A 20,357-nucleotide genomic window follows, 5' to 3' on the forward strand; every position below is an offset into this window, starting at 1 on the left:
AGCATCGTATTTTAAGTATTTACTAAGAATTCTTTTGCTTTTTTACCTAAGTAGTTGAGAGCAAATTCAAAAACATAAGTATATATTCGGTTTTCATTAAAATATTTAATTATTAAATTAAATGTTTATTATCATAAAATATATGTGAGCAAGTGATATCAAGAATTTTGCTAAATTCTTTACTGCTCAGCCCCACTGTTACGATCGCAACCTTCGTTGTCTCACTTTCAACAGTTACAGCTGAAGTATCAGTTCCAAGCCAAAATCAAACAGATAGCAGCGCGGACTTTTCTCAAAATAATCAACTACAGGTTACTTCCGTTTCTCAGTTATCTGACGTACAGCCTACAGATTGGGCTTTTGAAGCGTTGCAATCTCTTGTAGAACGGTATGGTTGTATTGCAGGGTATCCTGACGGGAGTTATCGGGGTCAGCAAGTTATAACACGATACGAATTTGCTGCTGGGTTAAATGCTTGTTTAGCTCGGATAAATGAACTCGTTACTAGTACAACAGCTGATTTAATAGCTAAAGAAGATTTAGCCATACTTCAAAAACTGCAAGAAGAGTTCGCCACGGAACTTGCTCAGATCCGCTCGCGCATAAATGTCTTAGAAGCTCGCACAGATGCGCTACAAACGACTCAGTTTTCAACCACGACTAAACTTACGGGTGAAGCTATCTTTGCCATGGCTGGTGTTTTTGGTAGTGATGCAGCCGATCGCGATCGCAATCCCAATAACAACTTAGATTTGCAAGATCATATTATATTGGGCAATCGCCTGCGACTAAATTTGGATAGTAGCTTTACTGGCAAAGATCTTTTAAGAATTCGCTTGCAAGCCAGAAATGTTACTGAGTTTCAAGGCGGTGTCACGGGTACGAGAATGACTCGTTTGGGATTTGATGGAAATGAAGACAACAAAGTTGGTTTAGATGACTTGTACTATTACTTTCCTATTGGCAATAAAGTTAAAGTGACTCTGGTTGCTGTTGAAGGTAAATTGAATGATTTTGTCCCCACCTTCAATCCTTTAGAAAGTTCTGGAAGCGGTAGTATTTCTCGCTTTGGGCGGTTTAACCCTATTTACCGAGTTTCAGATGGAACAGGGGTAGGTATTAACTACGAATTCAGCAAGTCTACTAACCTCTCTTTAGCCTATCTTGCTAGTGATGCTAGGGATTCTACTGATAAAAACGGTCTTTTCAATGGGAACTACGGTGCTTTAGCGCAATTCTCCTTTAAGCCAATCAAAAATTTAGACATGGGCTTAACTTACGTTCACTCCTATTATGCAGGAGGCGGTAATAGCGGTGTCAATCTAACAGGTAATACCGGTAGCGCTAATGCTAGGAGACCATTTGGTAACGTCGCTACTTCAGCAGATTCCTTTGGCTTGCAAACCAGTTTCCGAATCAGCCCTAAATTCATCCTGTCTGGTTGGGTAGGGTATTCATTTGTAGAGTCAGAAGTGAGTCGCGATCGCGCAGATATTTTTAACTATGCCGTGACTTTAGCTTTACGGGACTTAGGAGGGAAAGGTCATCTTGCTGGTATTGTGATTGGTATGCCACCAAAAGTTATAGAAAGCAGCCAAGTTTCAGATCGAGGAACTTCTTTGCATATAGAAGGTTTTTATCGCTTAAAAATTACAGATAATATCTCCATGACTCCTGGCTTATTTGTCATTACAAATCCAGAACATAACAACAATAATAGTAGTATCTTTGTAGGGGTTATTCGGACTACCTTCAAGTTCTAAAAAAACATATCTTGTCCGATTGCTCGATATACCTCACGAATCATATTATAATCAGAATCATTTACAGAAACAAGCTGAGATTTTTTATATTTTTTGTTTTTACGTCCGAGTATCAGAGCTTGAATAAGTTTATCCTGATTCTCGATCATGCGCGATTTAATATGTTCCACAATGGCACGATCGAATTTGCTATTGAGAATAAAAACATCGTTAGGTAAGGGCGGGCTTTGTGCTACGATTAAAAACTCACTTTCTGCTTTTTTTTCTACAACTTCTCGCTCGTAGGTATTGTTTGAAAATGCTGATGCATAAACTTCACCTTTTTTTAAAGTCAGAAAGCGCTCTGTTTCCTCCAAATTAACTATTTCAACATCAGACTTAGGATTTAATCCAGCATCTATCAGCATTTTCAACGGGCTAAGATAGCTACCTGCTGCTCCTAAATCGCCTAAAGCAATTTTTTTGCCTTTCAACTGTGCTAGTGATTTAATACCGCTTTTGCGAGAAACAAGGATGAGTGAGTGGTAATTTGGACGTGTGATAGCAGTCAGGGGAATAGCTTGAGTTCTTGCGCGTATAATCACATACTCAGACGGTCCAATTAAAATAAGATCGACTCGATCTGACTGTAAAGCAGTTGCAGCTGCAATGTAATTTTTTACTGCTACAAACTCTATCTTCGTTTCTAAGACCTGTTCGAGTGCTATTTTAAAACTTCCAAAACTCCGCTCTATTTCTTCTAAAGTTTTGTCATCTGTTACTGTAAATCTTAGTGTTTTAGGCAAAGTAACAGTAGAGTCTTTAGAAGAAGAATTGTAGTTTTTAGTTGTTGTACAACTAGCAATAAATAGGAAAATATTGTAAATTAATTGTCGTCTGTGCATGATATTTAATTGTAAAATAGAATTTTATGAAAAAAATACTTAATTTTGAAATTTCGACTGTAACAGATGGTCAATGGAATCTTGATAATTTACTTAATAAAATCACCTTCCCCTATGGCTCTATAAACTTCCCGAATCATATCGTAATCAGTATCAACAGCCACAGCCATTTTTGAGCCTTTAAATTGCTCGTTTCCTGGAGCTGATAAGATAGCTTGTAGTAACTTATCTTGATGTTTGAGCATTAGATTTTGTATATATTCTCTTAACGCTGGATCGAGGTTGTTACTGACAACAAACACGTCACTAGGTAAAAGCGCTCCACGTGCGATCGCTGGAAATTCTGTTTTAGATAAACCTGCATCTTTCAAAGCTTTCTCATATCCAGAGAAAGAGCGTGCTAAAGCATCAACATTTCCTTGTTTCAAAGCTTCCATTCCCCTGTCTCCTAAAAAGAGAATTTGGACATCAGATTTTGGATCTAACCCAGCATCAAGAAGCAGCTTTATAGGATAAATGTGTCCGGCGGTTCCTCCCTTTGAGCGCATAGCAATTTTTTTGCCTTTTAATTGGGATATTGACTCGATACCACTGTCAGCACGGACAGCAATGACTGCGTAGTACTTTTGTCTTGTAATAGCAACGACAGGAACTGCTTTTGCTCTAGCATTTAAGATGACATATTCTGATGGACCTGCAAGAACTATATCTACTTGACCTAATTGCAAAGCTGGTGCTGCTGCTATGAAACTTTCTACAGGGAAAAATTCAATTTTTATATTTAAAATATCCTCTAATACAGTCCGAAAAGCCTCATAATTTTGCCGTAATTCTTGAATACCTTTAACATCTGTTACTGTAAATCTTAGTTTCTTAGGTAAATTGATAACTGATTTATTAGAAAGGCTATTGAGTGGATTGGCAATTGTACATCCACTACTAAATAGAAGAGCATACAAAATCAGTTGACGTCGTTTCATTTACTTCTAAAAATTCTAAAAAATAAATTGTGTAAGAAATTTAAAATTAGATAAAATTAAGACAGATAGTTAACTATTGAATGCTAAATATTCTTGAAATGCAAAGAGAGAATCATTTTTGTCAAAAATATCGGAATTTGCATACCAAGCACTAAAATTAAAATAATAATAGAGTTGTCACATATTAATATGATTAATAAAAAAAAGGTACAGTAGTATCACTGATATTGTAATTGCAGGGAAGCCACTTCCCATAGTAAATTGGTTTTTATAATCTCTCTTACTTAAGTGATTTAAAATTGCGATCGGACAAGCAAAATCTGTTTGTACTGACTAAATTGTTGAGGTAGCAGAAGAGGCAGATTTAGTATTAGTTGAAAAAAACTACTTACAGTCTCGCTAGCTGTTACGTTATTAGCTCTTTCTTAAGTAAAAAGAGGCTGGTGTAGACTCTATATGATTGCAAAGGCTAAATTGAGTATAGTGAAGATAGGTTTACACCAGTTTGTTATTTTTGTAAAATAACTCGTTAATCAGGATTCGCAAAATAATAAATGGACTGGATTACCCTACTGCGATCGCTACAGGCAGATTTTATCAAAAGATTCACATCTGGTCGTTTGCTGCATTGTGAAATAGAAGGACAACATAGCGAATTAACAGTTATTTCTGGTGAGAGATTAAAGGGACTGCGGGAGTTTTGCTGGCAAATGGCTGAGAAATACAAACGTACTTCTCCCGTTCGTGATGTGTTTATCAGCAATCTCAAAGGAAAGTTAGGTGAAGAAGTTGTTAAAGAGCGTTTGGCAGATTTTATTACAGAAGTTGATTATGACAAACGCTTCGGTGGTGATGGTAAGGTTGATTTTACACTGACTTTTGACTCTTCTGTTGGCATCGCAGTAAAATCACGTCACGGGAGTCTTGATAAAGCTAGATGGTCGATTGGTATAGAAGAAGTGCAAAAAAATGCAGTTGTTGTTTGCATTTTGATTCAAGAAGAGGTGAATGAAGCACAACCAGAATATCATCTCTTCTTAGCTGGCTTTCTTCCGACACAAATGATTAAGCTGAGAACAGGCAAAGTTACATTTGGAATGGAACAATTAATGTATGGTGGAGGATTGCGTTGTTATTTAGAACAGTTACAAACTTTTACAGATGATAACTTTCCCCGACAACAAGCTCCTATTTACAGATATCCTCCCAAACGAGAAGTTCTGGAGGTACAACCCAAACCCCAGTTGATGAAGCCTAACTTCTATCGTGAGGAAAATATCCCTTCTCCCTCACGAAATGAAGAATTAAGCCAGCTTTATATAAAACTGGGTGATGAATACTTTGAGAAAGGAAAATATGATGGTGCAATCGAAGCTTACAATGAGGTTTTGCAAATCAATCCCAAAGATATCATCATTTATTACAAACGCGGTTTAGCCCGCTATCATTTGGGAGATTATGAAGGTGCGATCGCCGATTACTCCCAAGCCATTAGAATAAATCCTTATTATGGTAAAGTCTACACCAGAAGCGGTTTGGCTCGCTATCATTTGGGAGATTATGAAGGTGCGATCGCAGATTACTCCCAAGCCATTAGGATAAATCCCAATGACGCCTTTGCTTACAAAAACCGTGCTGATGTGCGTTCTCATATAGGCGATCGTCAAGGCGCATTAGAAGATTATTCGCAAGCAATGAGGATGAATCCGAACTTGCTAAAAGATAAGCAAGGATTTTCTCAAGTTGCTGAAGTTCATCCTACCGACGCAGACAGTTATAAAAAACGCGGTCAATCTCGTCACGATATGGGGGATTATAAAGGAGCGATTGAGGATTACACGCAAGCCATTAAGAAAAACCCTCAAGATATTAATATTTTTTATCACCGAGCCAATGCTCGTTACGATCTAGGAGATTACGAAGAAGCCATTAAAGACTACAGTCAAGTTATTCAACTCAATTCTCATGATGCTAATGCTTATTTCAACCGAGGATGTGCTTATTTGAATTTAGGAAATAAGCAAGAAGCCCTAGAAGATTTTCAGAGAGCAGCAGATTTTTATCGCAAAGAAGGCAAACTAGAAGAACACAAAAATGCACGGGAAAGAGTTCTTGATTTAGAAATAGAAGACTCATTAGATACTTTAAATTTTTAGTCAATCGGGCTTGATGAGGGGAGCGATAACGAATGAAATCCCTAAAAGACTCTTGAAGTTACTTAAGCCCCAAGCAAATAAATCCCACGACAAAAACCGTGGGAAAGACTTTACATGATGCCAAAGTATTAAGTTTCAGTGTTACATCTATTACAAATATTAGCTTCCTACTTTTGATAGATAAACATGAGAGCCAAGTTTAAGTATTGTTCTAAGACTGCAAGCGATTTTTTGCCCACGCCTCAACAAGCTCTCTAACCCAAGCACCACAAGGTTGTGTGGGATCTTTTTCTTGCTGAATTTGTTCAATAACCCAATCATCTAAAACCACTGATAAGGTAGTTTTGTTTTTTCTATAATTTTTGTTATATTGTTTTACCTTTTCTTTATGTGCTTTTTGCCATAATTTTGCTGATTCACTTTTTGCCATACTGATATTTTTGAGTTCTCTTAATTGACTGTTATTATAGTAAATTATAACATTTGTTGTTTGTAGAGTTTCTGGCAAATTGCTATTTTTTAGTGTTTCCCTACTGCTATCTTGCACCTACACCCTTCACCATTTCAGACTTGTATCTGCGCCGTGTTTTCAAACGACTCGTTTAGGATCTTAATTTTCTAGATCCCACCTTATAAAGCTACGGTGGTGACACAAGGCTTCTAAAGTGCATTAAAAGCGGTTTCGATCCCCCCTAACCCCCCTTAAAAAAGGGGGGAACTTCATTCCAATTCTCCATATTCAAACAACAAAAAAGAGGAGGTAAGAATTTTTAACTCCTAACTCCTCATTTTTTGTTATTAACTAAATCAATTAATATCCGCCTTCTTCTTCATACTCCGGCTGTCTTTCCTTAATCTTCTTGGGAATATTCACGGGTTTTGGTGGTTCGTCATCAGCCCAAGCATCGCGGTCTAAATCGTCGTCAAAATCGTCATAGTCATTGCTGTATGGCTTGGGATTTTTAGGCTTTGATTCGTACTTGGGTTGTGGCTTGTACCTATCTTGACCTGTTGCTTCACTCCAATTGTCTTCTTCCTCTTCTTCGTACTGAACGGATTCGTACTGTCGTGCTTCCATCACCCGACGCTGAGGACGTTCTTCTTCATAATAATCCTCATGCCATTCCTCCTCCATAACGGGTTCGGGTGCGCGGGTAATTTTTGGCTTTGGTTGCTCTAATGGGACACCGGGCGGTAATTGTTTGTCTGGTGTTATTGTGCGGGAAGCATAACCTCCCCCATATTCTTCTGCGTCTTCACGCTCCCAAGGTGCTCTCCCAATACCCAAACGCTCTAACACACCAACTGTAAGTTGGGTGACTCGCTCTTCTGCGCCTTCAAATACAATCAGTCGATTTGGTCCGGTGCTGACAATTTCGTCTACTGAAATCTCGTAAGTACTCAGAAATTGATCGGGAATTTGCGGTAGCCCTAAAGACGCAATCGTAATCGCGTAAATCTTTCCTGTTTCCCCGTTGAACTTGAAGCCCCTGACTTTACCCAACACGTCTCCTGTTTCTGTAATAACTTCCCAGCTGACTATGTTGCTGTAAGATTCGACTTCAATGTCTTCTATGACATCTTCATTATCAACCAAAATGACATCACCAATTTGGTTGATGCTATTGAGATACATATAACGCGGCACGCCAGAAATAGAGATCAGGCTATCTCGCAAGCTAAGAGCCACAACCTCTCGCTGATCGACATCAACCCAAACTTGACTGATAATGCCAAGCCGTTTGCCGTTATCGCGGGTGATTACCTGGGTGTTTAAAATATCGGAACGTCTAATAATTTGTTCAGAGGTCATTATGTACCGAGTCCTGATCTCGAATCCGGTTGTCTATATACACTATTATTATCAAAAACTCAAGCATTCGTATGGTTGGATTGTAACTTAATACCCAAAACTTGGGTGTACGCTCCTCTAGCTTGAGTCACGCCAATTGTGCGTTCGGCTGATTCTATCATCGGTCGGCGCAAACTGACAACAATAAATTGTGCTTGTTGCGCCTGTTGCTTAATCATTTTAGCTAATCGTTCTACGTTTGCCCCATCTAAAAACATATCAACTTCATCAAAAGCGTAGAATGGCGATGGACGGTAGCGTTGGAGCGCGAAAATAAAGCTTAATGCTGTCAGGGATTTTTCTCCTCCGGACATAGAAGCAAGTCGCTGTACTGGTTTGCCTTTGGGGTGTGCAACTAGGTTTAATCCACTGTTAAATGGGTCTTCTGGATTGTCGAGTTGCAGATAACCGTCACCTTCGGAAAGGGTCGCGAAGATGGATTGAAAATTTTCATTTACGGCGTCGAAGGCTTCTTTAAATGCACGCTGGCGCAATGTAGTAAAGTTTTCAATTCGTAACAAAAGTTCGGTGCGTTCTCCTTCTAAAGTCTGGAGTTTTTCGCTGAGTCCTTCCAAGCGCTTTTGGGTACGCTCGTATTGTTCCAAGGCGAGCATATTGACGGGTTCCATTGCTTGGAGCCGTTTGGCTAGCGATCGCAATTCTTTTTGCAGGTCTTCTAAATCCACTTTATCTGGGACTTCTGGCAATGGGCTGGGTAATTCTGCGCCTACAGTCCGCAATTGCTCTTGCAATGTCGCAAATTCGGCTCGCCTGGTTTGCTGGGTTTCTTGCAGCTTTTGCTGTTCCCATTCCAACTGTTGCTCTCTGGTAACGTGCGATCGCAATTCTTGTTCGGTACGGTCGCGTTGTTGTTTTTCTTCTCCTAAATTCTGTTCCATTTCACTCAAATTTGCCCTGATTTCTGCAATTTGAGTGTTGAGTTCTGCAATTTGTGTGGATACGCCCTGTAAGGTTTCCGTTGATGATGTCTGTTGCTCTTGATATTCTTGGATGCGGTTTGAGCATTCTTGAATTTTCTCTTGCAAGCGCTGCTGCTGGTTTTCTAAATTTTTCAGTCTTTGCTCCCCTTCTCGCAATGCTGCTTCTCTTTGTTGTAATTGTTGCTCTTGAATTTTAATAGTCGCTTGAATTTGCTGCCATTCTTGAGGAGTTTGGGACTGTTCTAACTCCGTCAATGCTTGTCTTAAATGTTGCAACTGCTGTTCTTGTCCTGGTAAATCCCGATCTAAAACCTCCAAACGGGATTGAGCTGTTGCTAGCTTTTCCTGGTTTTGAGTTAATTGCGATCGCGTTCCCTCTAATTGTGCGGTCAAACTTTTAATCTCTTTGTGTAGCTGTTCGGCGTACAACTGCTGTTCTCGTCGCCCTTGTCTTGCTTCCGTAAGTTCTTGTGCGAGCTGTTTTGTTCTGACTGACAGAGAACTTATGGCTTCACTACAGCGCTCTAAAACCTTTTCAATATCTGCTAATCGACGCTTCAAACTCAAAACTTCCTCTGATTCTGCTGCTTCCACCGTCCCAAACCGCAACGCCGAGCGCTGAGTTGTGCTACCACCAGTCATGGCTCCACTGGTTTCTAACAATTCTCCATCTAACGTTACAATTCTATACAATCCTAAATGCTGGCGTGCTTGTTGTAAAGTTTCAAACACTACCGTATTCCCAAAAACGTAAGCAAATACATCTTTGTAACGGCGATCGCACTCAATCAAGTTAACAGCATAATCAACATAGCCATTTGCATAACGCAGGGTAAAATCTTGAGTTAATTTTGGAGCTTGAATTTTAGTCAGTGGGAGAAAAGTTGCCCTACCAGCACGTTTTTGCTTGAGTAATTCAATTCCGGCTGAAGCTATGCTGTCATCTTCCACGACTATGTGTCCCAAACGCGCCCCAGCAGAAATTTCTAAAGCCAATTGATAGCGAGGGTCTACGCGTCCCAACTGTACTACCATTCCGCAAACACCAGGTATACCCGCTTGCAAAATCACTTTACTAGCTTGAGTTCCTTGGACTTCTTGCTGGGCTGCTTGTTGGGCTTCTAGCTTGTCTAAGGAGCGTTGTTTTTCCCTTTGTTCTTGTAAAAGACGCTTTTGGGTATCTTGTTGGATTTGCAGTTCTTGTTCTGTGGCTGATAAATTTTCCGCTAGGGCTTGAATGGGTTCGCTAGAAGCATTAAATTTGGTTTCGACTTGTACGTACTCAGCTTGTTTTTCTGCTAATTGGGGTTCTAAAGTTTGAATCAGTTCCGTTTGTTCTTGGATGAGTTGCTGTAACTGATTGTTGCGTTCTCTTAATTGGGCTTGTTCCGTGCGTTGCGGATCGACAGTTTGCAACACCGCTTCTATTTGACGGTTGAGGGCTGTTTGTTGCTGTACCCAAGCTTCTGAGGCGGAAGCAATTTCTGCAGCTATTTCGCGAGATTTTTCTAATTCTTGTCGTGCTTCATCTCGTTGGGTTTGTAGGGATGAGATGTATTGGGTTTGTTCGATCTCGTTTTGGGCGAGTTGTTCTAAGGTTTGGTGGTGTTGTTGAATTTCTTGCTGTGTTTGTTGCTTGCGTTTGATGGTTTCTTGGATGGCTGCTTCTAGTTCTGTTTGCTGGCGTTGAAGTTGCTTGCGTTCGGCTTCTTGGGTAGCTAGGGTGGATTGTACTGCTAAAAGCTGTTCTTCTCCCAAGGATTTAACATGGGCGTTAAGTTGTTCGAGTTGGGCTGTTTTTTGGGCGATTTCTGATTTTAGAGCTGCAAGTTGGTTCTGGATCTCGCTCTTAGTGCGATCGCCTTCTTGGATTTGTGTGGATAGCTTTTCTTGCTGGGCTTGTAAGGAACGCCATGATAAAACGGTTTCCCAAAGTTGTTTTTCTTGATACTCAGTACGAAGTTTTTGGTATTTTTCTGCTTTAGCACGGTCTTGGGAGAGGCGATCGCGTTGTGCAATTAACTCTGTCTCTACAATACGACAGCTATCTTCCTTTTCCTTAACTTCATCAAGAGTTCCTTTAGCTTGGGTAATTTTGCGGTCAAATGCTGCTACCCCTGCTAATTCATCAATAATTTCCCGTCTTTCGCGAGAGTTCATGGAAATAATGCTGGTGACATCCCCTTGGAGTACAACGTTGTAACCTTCTGGGTGAATCCGCAGTTTCTCTAGTTCTTCGTGCAGTTCTGTAAGGGTACAAGAAACACCATTAATGTAGTAATTTGAGGTGTAGGTTCCCTGGCTTGTCACTCTCAGCCTTCTGGTGACGCTCCATTCCACACCAGATTTTGCTTGAATTTTGGCTTTGCGAAATTTTTCTTCTTCGCTTTCTTCCTGGCGATCGGTTTCTTCATCAGGTGATAAATCTGTAATATCTGGTTCTTCGTCTATAACGACTTCTGTAACTTGGTGTACATCGTCTACAACTAAGTCTGATAAATCAAAGGTTACCGTAACGCTTGCTTCGATACTAGATTTTCCCTTTGCCGTTTGATTGTTGTTGACTAAATCGGGTAGGCGATCCGCCCGCATTCCCTTAGAACTGGCGAGTCCAAGGCAAAAAAGCAGGGCGTCAAGAATGTTGGATTTCCCAGAACCATTGGGTCCGGAAATGACAGTAAATTCCGGCAGTAAGGGGACAGAAGTCGTACCGCCGAAGGATTTGAAGTTTGTGAGTTCTACCCGTTTTATATGCACCATAGGTGGTTGCTAACTGGGGTCAATGAAGTTCAAGTGTACCAACAAAGTCATCAAGAGGTTAGGGGGTTTGGATGATGGAACCGTAAGGGCGCACAGGAGCCAGCGCCGTGCTTAGAGCAGTGCGGTCTTGGGCAAAGCACAAGAGGAGCAACTGCGGAGGGTTTCCCCATTGAGCCGACTGGCGTGACCCTGAGAATCGCAGGAGTTTAAAGTTAGTGTATCAAGAGAATTGTGAGACGAGGAAAAGCGGCTCTAAGATTCCTGACTTCTTGAAGAAGCCAGGGATATAACGAACTCATCCCGTTAGAAATCGTATAGAAATACGCTTATACACAATACGTAAAAAATATATAGCCAGTTAGAAAAGTTTTTGTTTATACATATAATGCAGGAATTTCAATCCGAAACTCTGCTCCTTCCCCCCATGTTGAATTTATACTTATAGTTCCTCCATGTTTTTCTACAATAATTTGCTGAACAATAGATAATCCCAGTCCCGTACCTTTGCCCACAGGCTTGGTTGTAAATAAATGTTCAAAAATTTTCTCTTGAACCTCCTTTGTCATTCCCAAGCCATTATCTTGAATCCAAATCACGATACTTTTTCTATCTTCTGTAAGCCTTGTGGTAATGCGAATTTGAGGGCTTATTTTTTGTCCTTTACCATGAGTCATTGGTTGTTTGTCTGCTACCAATAACGGATCGGTTTCAGTTCTCTCAAGAGGGAAAACCCTGTTCGCAACTTCTCTTTGCAACGCACCGCTATCCGCACAAAGCTGATTCTTAATGACTAATGACTCTTCAATTGCATCAATAGCATTTGCTAACAAATTCATAAATACTTGATTGAGTTGTCCGGGAAAACATCGGACAGGGGGTAAATTTCCGTAGTCTTTAATAACTTCAATAGCTGGGTAAGTTTCTGATGCTTTTAACCGATGTTTGAGAATTAAAATTGCGCTATCAATACCTTCGTGAATATTAAAGAGAGTTTTGTGTTCTGTATCTGCTCGTGAAAACGTTCTTAAACTCTGACTGATATCGCGAATGCGTTGTACACCTTGTGTCATAGAAGACAGTAAGTTTTGTAGGTCCTGACGCACATATTTCAAGTCAATAGTTTCCATTTCTTCCTCAATTTCATAACCAGGATTGGGGAATTTCTTTTGATAGAGGTCGAGTAAACCGAATACATCTTTAATATAGTCAACAGCAGGTTGAATATTACCTGCTATAAAACCCACAGGATTATTGATTTCGTGAGCAATCCCTGCCACCAAGTTCCCTAAAGCAGACATTTTTTCACTTTGCACAAGTTGTAATTGTATTTGTTTTAGGTCGTTTAGAGAGCGTTCTAGTTGTTGAGCGTGCTCTTGAGACTGTTGATAAAGGCGTGCATTTTCTAAGGAAATAGCAACTTGAGAACAGAGGAGATTGATAACTTGAATTCTATCGCTAGTAAATACTCCTCTGGTAAAAGAATTTTCTAAATAAAGAATTCCAATTAATTTCCCTTGATTGAGGATAGGTGTACAAAGTAAACTTTGCGGCTGGTTATCAATAAGATAGGGATCGGAGGCGAGTAAAGTCTGAGTTTTAGGATCTCCTATTACCAATGTTTGTATGGTGTTCTTGACGTAGTTTATGAGGTTAGCAGGAACATCTGGGCTGGACTCGAAGGGAATAGATTGCATTATGATTGGCGACTGGGGAAATTTTTGGATTGCTTCTATAACCCAGCGATCTTTATGGAGCAAAATTAGAACAAATTTTTCAGATCCAGCACTCTTCATTACTACCTGTATTAGTGTGAAAAGTAGCTTCTCTAGCTGCATTTCACTAGAAAGTGCTTGTGAAGCTTTGATAACACTTGCTAAATCTAGAACATCTGAAATGTTTGTGCTATTAGAAGTGAGAGTGTTTTGACTGCTAGAGTTAGATAGAGAATTACTAATCGTGTTAGCGATCGTTTCAATAGAATTGAGACGAATTTTTTCTCGTTGCAGGATGGGATTCAGTAGTTTAGCATAATGTTTTTCTAAGTCTTCCACTTTGGCTTTTGCTCCCCAACGAGAATAAGCATAGTAAGCATCAAGCATATAAGTTTTGGCAATTTTCTCCTTGCCTAAATTCAGATAGAATTTGGCAGCTAGTTCGTTGGCGATCGCTTCTTCGTGAATGTATTTGTTTTCCTGCGCTCCAGTAATAGCGCGATCGTAAAGCTCTACAGCTTGCCAATGCTGTTCTAAAACTCTTGATTTTTCTGCTTCTACCAGATCGTACTTGTGCTGAAAATTCATTGGAGCATTTTCAGCCCACACCTTCATTTTCTCCTGGTTAATGGCTACCTTTTTCAGATTTTCTTTAGTTTTTTGCCGAGCTTGGCTGCAATCTGTGCTTTCAAGAGGGGAACACTGAGCTAGGAGAGCTAAAGAATAGTAAAAAGGATTTTGGGTAACTGGAAACAAAACAGACATTGCTTGTTCGTACTTTTCCGCCATAGAAGCGTTTTCAGATGCTGCTGTATAATCTCCAAACAAATAGGTAACCAAAGTTTTAGCAAAATAAAGTGAATACAGCGACATAGAGTTTGTCTGTTGGGGATTGGATAGAATCGTTTTCTCATCAAACCTTTCACCGTTGATTTGCTGCGTCTCTAACGCTTCATCCATTAAATTCAACACCAGTTGTCCCCAGATTTGCGTTGCTTGTAACTGGAATTCTTGTTTAATTTTTCGCAGTAACACAATATATTGCTCTACCTGTCGATCGACATAGTCTAGAGAATTCCCGGTTAAAAAGATATTGTGGCAATAGTTAAATGACGCATAACTTGCGTATTCCAAATCCCCTGTTTCCAAAGCAATCCTTATAATTTCGCGGAAAAGTTCTATTGTTTCACAAGCATTCTCTTTCCAATGTCGGATAAAACAATTAAAGAGGTTATAAACTTTACTTTTGAAGTCTTGAGTATCAAATTTATTTAGTATCCGCAACGCCAACTGTCCAAACTGATAGCCAGACTCATAATCTCCCATAATACACAAAACTAAACCGTAGAAAGCATAACCAAATGACGCAGGAGGTGAATTGCCGTTATTGACACTGAGATGAACCATTGTAAATGCTACAAATGGTAATATCGCAGGATTGGCGTGATAAGCAGGCGGTTGAATCTGCGTTAAAATCCTCATAGCAGCTAGCTTATAAAGATCGGTCATTTCTGGAAGATTGTAAAGTTCTTGAATAATGAGATTTGGTGGTGGGTTTTGTATGAGGGGAACACCAAGCATATCCAGAACTTCTAACCCCGTATTTAGCGCTTTTTCCATCTGATTTTGCGCTGCATACATCTGAATTTTTATTTCGTAGGTTTCGATTTTTTCTAAAAGAGTTTTAGATTCTTTAAGAACAATTTCAATTAGCCTTTCAGCTTGCTCAAAGTCACCTCCTAAATAAGCGGCTTCTGCTGCTGTCTCATATAAAGCTAATGTCAATTTATAGTGACTTTCCCAACTATCTGCTGCTAAAACTTCTCTACCTATTGCTAAATATTTGATAGCAGCAGCATAAGCAGTTGACGCTTTGGCTTTCTGTCCTGCAAGCAGATTTAATCGAGCCAGTTCATCTCTTTCAACTTGATTCTTGATTAACTCTATACCAAGATTTAACTGGTTAACAATGATAAAAATCGTTTCTTCTAATTTCTCTTGAGAAGTGTGAATTAATAGTAAACGTCCAATTTTAAGATGAGTCGATTGTTTGCGTTCCTCAGGAATCAGAGAATAGGCGGCTTGCTGAACGCGATCGTGGAGAAATTTATAATTAACAGTTAAAATTTCAGTTTCTAAATTCCAAACTTCAGAGCTAAGAGAGCCTTGAGTCTTGAGTTTTGACTCATCTTGAAAAAACTTGTAAATTTCACTTTGTGGAATAATAAAACTCTCTAGCAATGCTCTCCACAAATGAGTAGCAGTTTCTGTTTGAGACGTTTCATAGACTACAGATAAAGTTGCCAAGTTAAATTGATTTCCAATACAAGCAGCAAGCTTTAGTGCCTCTTGGGTAGTAGGTGGCAATTTTTGTAACTGCATTGCCATAAACTCTACAACATTATCTGTTAAAGATAATGCTTTCACTTGTGCAATGTCGCACTGCCAGTACCCAAGATTAAAATTAAAGTTAATCAAATCATCATCATAAAGCAATTTAAGAAATTGAGTTGCAAAGAAAGGGTTTCCTTTTGTTTTTTGAAGAACCAATGCAGTCAGAGGAAAAGCTACTTTTGGCGAACAATTCAGGGTATCGGCAACGAGATAGTTAAGATCGGAAGAATTAAGGGGTTCTAGTGCGATCGTGCTAATTTTTGCTTCAGTTTGACAAATTTCATCCAAGGTGAGCATTAATGGATGTACTGCTGAGACTTCATTATCTCGATACGCTCCAATCAAAAGTAAATATTGACTTTCTACTTCACTCACCAACAGTTGTATTAACTTCAAAGATGCCAAATCTGCCCATTGTAAGTCATCCAGAAACATGACTAAAGGATGTTCTGGAGTTGTGAATACGTGGATGAATTTCTCAAACAGCAAATTAAACCGATTTTGTACCGCGCTACCAGAAAGTTCGGGAGCTGGCGGTTGTTTGCCAATAATTTTTTCTAATTCAGGTATAACGTCAACGATCGCTTGAGCGTTTTCTCCCAATACTTCTAGAATTTGAGTTTTCCAGATATGTAATTGGGTATCGCTTTCACTTAGCAATTGCCCCATTAAATCGCGGAAAGCCTGCACAAATGCTAAGAATGGTATGTTCCGCTGAAATTGCTCGTATTTTCCTTTAATAAAATAACCTCTCTGGCGCACAATGGGTTTGTGAATTTCATTGATAACAGCAGTTTTCCCAATGCCAGAAAATCCTGCCACTAACATCATTTCGGTATTTCCCCGTGCTACGCGCTCGAAGGCAGCAAGTAAAGTTTCTACTTCTACTTGCCTGCCATAAAGTTTGTCTGGAATTTGGAAGCGATCGCAAATATCTCGTTGTCCTAAAGCAAAAGTCTCTATATTTCCGGTAGTTTTTAGGGCTTGCCAGCAAACTTCTAAATCATATTTCAATCCCAAAGCGCTTTGATAGCGATCTTCAGCATTTTTCGCCATCAATTTGCTAATTATTTTAGAAATAATGGGAGGAATATCTAAATTAATACTATGAACTTGTGGAGGCTGTTTAGCAATATGACAGTAAACTAACTCTATAGGATCGTCTGATTCAAAAGGTAGCTGTCCGGTAAGTAGTTCAAAGAAAGTAGCTCCCAAAGAGTAAAAATCGCTACGCCAGTCAATTAAACGGTTCATCCGTCCTGTTTGTTCTGGAGAAAGATACGCTAAAGTTCCTTCTAAAAGGTTTGGGCTTGTGGGGACTTGCGTCTCTTTAGGTAATAGGGAAGAATTGCTAAAATCAATAATTTTGACTCGTTTGTCGTTAGGGTGAATTAGGATATTGGCGGGTTTAATATCCTTATGAATCACTCGGTTGCGATATAGTCCTTCTAAGGAAGCAACTATTTGCAGGGCAATCTCGAGAAAATCGAGTAGGGATAGGAAATGAGAGGCAATGTACTCTTTGAGAGAAATTCCCCCAAAGTCTTCCATGACTAGAGCATAACCGTTTTTATAGGGTTCTAAGCTATAGGGCTTGACAACTCCATCAATATCAAGGTTTTTGGCAATGGTGTATTGATTGCGAAATTGCACTATATCGTTGAAGGTAGGATATTCCTGTCGCAACAGTTTAATCACAACTTGTTTGCGATCTTTTTCTCTGATTCCTCGATAAACTAGAGTTCTGCTACCTGAGTAAATTTGCTCTGTAATTTCATAACCAACTAGTGTCACCATTGCTGCTTCCATTTATAAAAATTTTTTCTGTTTTCTGAATTATTGTTCCCTAAATTTTGTGTGATTTTAACTAGAAAATATGAAAGCATTTTTAATACAATTGATAATGAAAATCTTTAATAGTGCAGGCAGTACTGCGAGCTGCCGAAGGCAGTAGCGAAGCTATTGCCTAAAATGTTTAATGTTAATACTAAATTAAGTATTTTATACTACATGATGATTTTGCCTGTTAAGATGACTGGTAAGTTTTATAGTGGCGCACCCTTGTTTGAAGCTCCCTTGGTAACGTAATATAAATCACAAATAATATCTAAGTACAAACTAGATGAATCCAACGCTACTTAACAATCGCTATCAAATTATTCGTGCGTTGGGAGGGGGTGGGTTTGGCGATACTTATCTGGCGGAAGACACCTATTTGCCTTCCCGTCGCATCTGTGTCATCAAGCAACTCAAACCCGTAACGCACAAACCTCAAGTTTATCAACTCATTCAAGAACGCTTTGGTAGAGAAGCCGCAATTTTAGAAGAACTAGGTGAAGGACACGAACAAATTCCTAAGCTTTATGCTTATTTTATAGAAAATGAGCATTTTTACTTAGTTCAGGAATGGGTTGAAGGTTTGACTTTAAGTCAAAAAGTTCAACAGGAAGGGCTTTTTAGTGAGAATTTAGTTAGGGAATTACTAGTAAGTCTTCTACCAGTTTTGGATTACATCCATACAAAAGGAATTATTCACCGAGATATCAAACCCGGTAATATTATTTGGCGAAAACAAGACGGTAAACCCGTTTTAATTGATTTTGGTATTGCTAAGGAAATGATGACAACTGTAATGGATGCTCAAGGGGAGATCGCTAGCTCCATTGTAGTTGGAACTCCAGGTTTTATGCCGCCAGAACAAGCTGCAGGTAAACCAGTTTATTCTAGCGATTTATACAGTTTGGGGTTGACAGGAATTTATTTGCTGACAGGTAAACGTCCCCAAGATTGGAAAACAAATTCTGAGATGGGTGAAATCATTTGGCGTCCGGAAGTTAACATCAACCACTACTTAGCAAATGTTTTGGATCGCTCTATTCAATCCCATCCACGCGATCGCTATCCAACTGCCAAAGCCATGTTAGCCGATCTCTGTCCGCAAGACCAAATTATCATAGGAACGGAGGAATCTACACTCAATAGCGAAAGACTAAACAACCATTTCCACTCTCCTAACCCTTATCCCCAATCCCCCATTCCTCCTAAAAAAACACTCAGAACAAAGATTCCTGAAAACAATCAGGAGTATCGCAACCGCCAAATATTACTCAACAAAGTGAAAAATTATTGGGTAAAAGGAGTTTTAGAAACTTCCTTACATGGAGTTGCTCTGATTGAACTCGGTTTGGAAAATCGCTTCGATGCTTTAGATCGTCCTTGGGGTATGCTGTGGGAGACTCCCGCACAAACCAGACAATCCATTCCAAAAAATACCAGAATCGTCGATTTATTCCAACAGATGGGGGCTGGGCGATCGCTTTTAATTTTAGGCGAACCCGGTTCTGGAAAAACAACAACACTGCTAGAACTGGCTCGGGATTTACTACAAGAAGCAGAAATAGACGCAACCCAACCCATTCCAGTTGTCTTTAACCTTTCAGCATGGATAAATGAAAAGATCGCAATTGCAGATTGGCTGGTGCGAGAACTTAATACAAAGTATCAAGTGTCAAAGGAAATTGGCAAAACATGGATTAAGAATCAACAATTGCTGCTATTACTCGATGGGTTGGATGAGGTTTTGGCTGACCGTCGAGATGTTTGTGTGGAAGCGATTAATACATTCTCTCGGGAATATGGAGAAACAGAAATCGTTGTTTGCAGTCGAATCAAAGATTATGAAGCACTATCCAATCGTTTCCGATTTCAAGGAGCGGTTTTTATCCAACCACTGACTTTAGAACAAATTCGCCAATATTTACAAAATGCAGGTTCCGAACTTGGTGCAGTACAAACCGCACTCCAAGGGGATACAACAATTCAAGAATTAGCCAAATCGCCCTTGCTATTAAGCATTATGACTCTTGCTTATCAAGGGATGTCAATGACAGATTTACCGGGAATGAGTTTGGAAGAACGCCGCCAACATTTATTTGATAAGTATATTCAAAGAATGCTAGACCGCCGAATGTCTAGAAGACTGTATTCTAACGAGCAAGTCATTTATTGGTTGAGTTGGCTGGCGCAAAGATTAAAAACACAATCACAAACAGTATTTCTCATCGAACGCATGCAGCCAAGCTGGTTTCAAAACCCATGGCAAAAACGTATCTATGTAATGAATATTTTGTTTGTTTTTATATTACTTGGTTTGTCAATTGGATTGTTACTAATACCTATTAATCGAGTTTTATTAGCACTTAGCTTCACAACAGTATTTTTTTGGCTGATTTTTGGTTTTGACCGCATTCATCCCGTGGAGACTTTAAAATGGTCTTGGAGAAATGCTAGCAATAGTTTAATCGTTGGGATGATTTGGGGACTCCTTTTTGGAGTGCTCTTAAAGCTAACGGCGGCGACATTATATATATCATTAGATCTACAAAGTTTTGTAAATTATATAATAAATCTTCCTATAGCGGGTTGGATACGTGGTATAGTTTTTGGCTTTTGTTTGGGATTCATTTATGTTCTCATTCGTGGGTTGACGGGTCCTGGTATCCAAACGCTGTCTGTTCCCAATCAGGGAATTAGACAATCGGCAAAAAATGCAATTGTTTTTGGTTTAATAGGATTTTTACTACTTGGCTTAGCTGCAGCGATTTTGCGCTGGCGGATTCTCGTTTGGGGAATTTTTGGTTTATTGTTTGGAGTTGCAGCAGGAGGAGGCGAAGCTTGTGTAAAACACCTAATTTTACGAATTATTCTCTCCTTCAATCGCTGTATTCCTTGGAATTATGCCCGTTTTCTTGACTATGCTACAGAACGGATCTTTTTGCAAAAAGTTGGTGGTGGTTATATCTTCATCCATCGCTTGCTATTGGAACATTTTGCACAAAAGAATTGTTCTTTTGTGCCTGGTGGTAGCACATTCCACAAGCCACAATAGAAACACAGGCTTTATAATACATAGCCT

Annotated in this window: 9 protein-coding genes; 3 read left to right on the forward strand and 6 right to left on the reverse strand. The window is 39.5% G+C overall.

Annotated elements, in window-relative coordinates; translation table 11 throughout:
- Positions 1-152: 152 nt before the first annotated feature.
- Positions 153-1,763, forward strand: a complete 1,611-nt coding sequence (locus HC643_RS22855) for an iron uptake porin (RefSeq protein WP_038071834.1) — start codon at positions 153-155, stop codon at positions 1,761-1,763.
- Here the strand turns inward: HC643_RS22855 and HC643_RS22860 are convergent.
- Both HC643_RS22860 and HC643_RS22865 read right to left on the reverse strand, forming a co-directional pair.
- A complete protein-coding gene (locus tag HC643_RS22860; protein WP_038071832.1) occupies positions 1,760-2,647 on the reverse strand; it encodes a phosphate/phosphite/phosphonate ABC transporter substrate-binding protein in 888 nt (295 codons plus the stop codon). The two genes, HC643_RS22855 and HC643_RS22860, sit on opposite strands and share 4 nt — an antisense overlap.
- Before the next feature lie 89 nt (positions 2,648-2,736).
- Positions 2,737-3,627, reverse strand: a complete 891-nt coding sequence (locus HC643_RS22865; protein WP_038071830.1) for a phosphate/phosphite/phosphonate ABC transporter substrate-binding protein — start codon at positions 3,625-3,627, stop codon at positions 2,737-2,739.
- A 554-nt stretch (positions 3,628-4,181) separates the two neighbouring features.
- Between HC643_RS22865 and HC643_RS22870 the strand changes: the two genes are divergently transcribed.
- A complete protein-coding gene (locus HC643_RS22870; RefSeq protein ID WP_038071828.1) occupies positions 4,182-5,783 on the forward strand; it encodes a tetratricopeptide repeat protein in 1,602 nt (533 codons plus the stop codon).
- Positions 5,784-5,994: 211 nt separating this feature from the next.
- Here HC643_RS22870 and HC643_RS22875 read toward each other — a convergent pair whose 3' ends face one another.
- From HC643_RS22875 to HC643_RS22890, 4 genes are all read right to left on the reverse strand, one after another.
- Entirely contained in the window at positions 5,995-6,330 is a 336-nt protein-coding gene (locus HC643_RS22875) for a hypothetical protein (protein ID WP_050045270.1), read from the reverse strand.
- Positions 6,331-6,594: 264 nt separating this feature from the next.
- Positions 6,595-7,596: a PRC-barrel domain-containing protein gene (locus tag HC643_RS22880; RefSeq protein ID WP_038071825.1), complete on the reverse strand. Its 1,002-nt coding sequence runs from the start codon at positions 7,594-7,596 to the stop codon at positions 6,595-6,597.
- Positions 7,597-7,655: 59 nt separating this feature from the next.
- Positions 7,656-11,336 carry a chromosome segregation protein SMC gene (smc, locus tag HC643_RS22885; protein ID WP_038071823.1) on the reverse strand — a complete coding sequence of 1,227 codons (3,681 nt, stop codon included), beginning with the start codon at positions 11,334-11,336 and terminating at the stop codon, positions 7,656-7,658.
- Positions 11,337-11,710: 374 nt separating this feature from the next.
- A complete protein-coding gene (locus HC643_RS22890) occupies positions 11,711-17,239 on the reverse strand; it encodes a trifunctional serine/threonine-protein kinase/ATP-binding protein/sensor histidine kinase (protein ID WP_082051622.1) in 5,529 nt (1,842 codons plus the stop codon).
- 325 nt (positions 17,240-17,564) lie between these two features.
- Between HC643_RS22890 and HC643_RS22895 the strand changes: the two genes are divergently transcribed.
- On the forward strand, positions 17,565-20,330 hold the full coding sequence (locus tag HC643_RS22895) for a protein kinase domain-containing protein (RefSeq protein ID WP_050045269.1): 2,766 nt from the start codon (positions 17,565-17,567) through the stop codon (positions 20,328-20,330).
- Positions 20,331-20,357: the final 27 nt, after the last annotated feature.

The organism is Tolypothrix bouteillei VB521301 (genome assembly GCF_000760695.4).
Lineage (GTDB): Bacteria > Cyanobacteriota > Cyanobacteriia > Cyanobacteriales > Nostocaceae > Scytonema > Scytonema bouteillei_A.

Bases quoted from the DNA above. Each gene is read 5' to 3' on its own strand.
- HC643_RS22865 (WP_038071830.1), bottom strand. From the start codon at position 3,627: ATGAAACGACGTCAACTGATTTTGTATGCTCTTCTATTTAGTAGTGGA.
- HC643_RS22870 (WP_038071828.1), top strand. From the start codon at position 4,182: ATGGACTGGATTACCCTACTGCGATCGCTACAGGCAGATTTTATCAAA.
- HC643_RS22890 (WP_082051622.1), bottom strand. From the start codon at position 17,239: ATGGTGACACTAGTTGGTTATGAAATTACAGAGCAAATTTACTCAGGT.
- smc (WP_038071823.1), bottom strand. From the start codon at position 11,336: ATGGTGCATATAAAACGGGTAGAACTCACAAACTTCAAATCCTTCGGC.
- HC643_RS22880 (WP_038071825.1), bottom strand. From the start codon at position 7,596: ATGACCTCTGAACAAATTATTAGACGTTCCGATATTTTAAACACCCAG.
- HC643_RS22860 (WP_038071832.1), bottom strand. From the start codon at position 2,647: ATGCACAGACGACAATTAATTTACAATATTTTCCTATTTATTGCTAGT.
- HC643_RS22895 (WP_050045269.1), top strand. From the start codon at position 17,565: ATGAATCCAACGCTACTTAACAATCGCTATCAAATTATTCGTGCGTTG.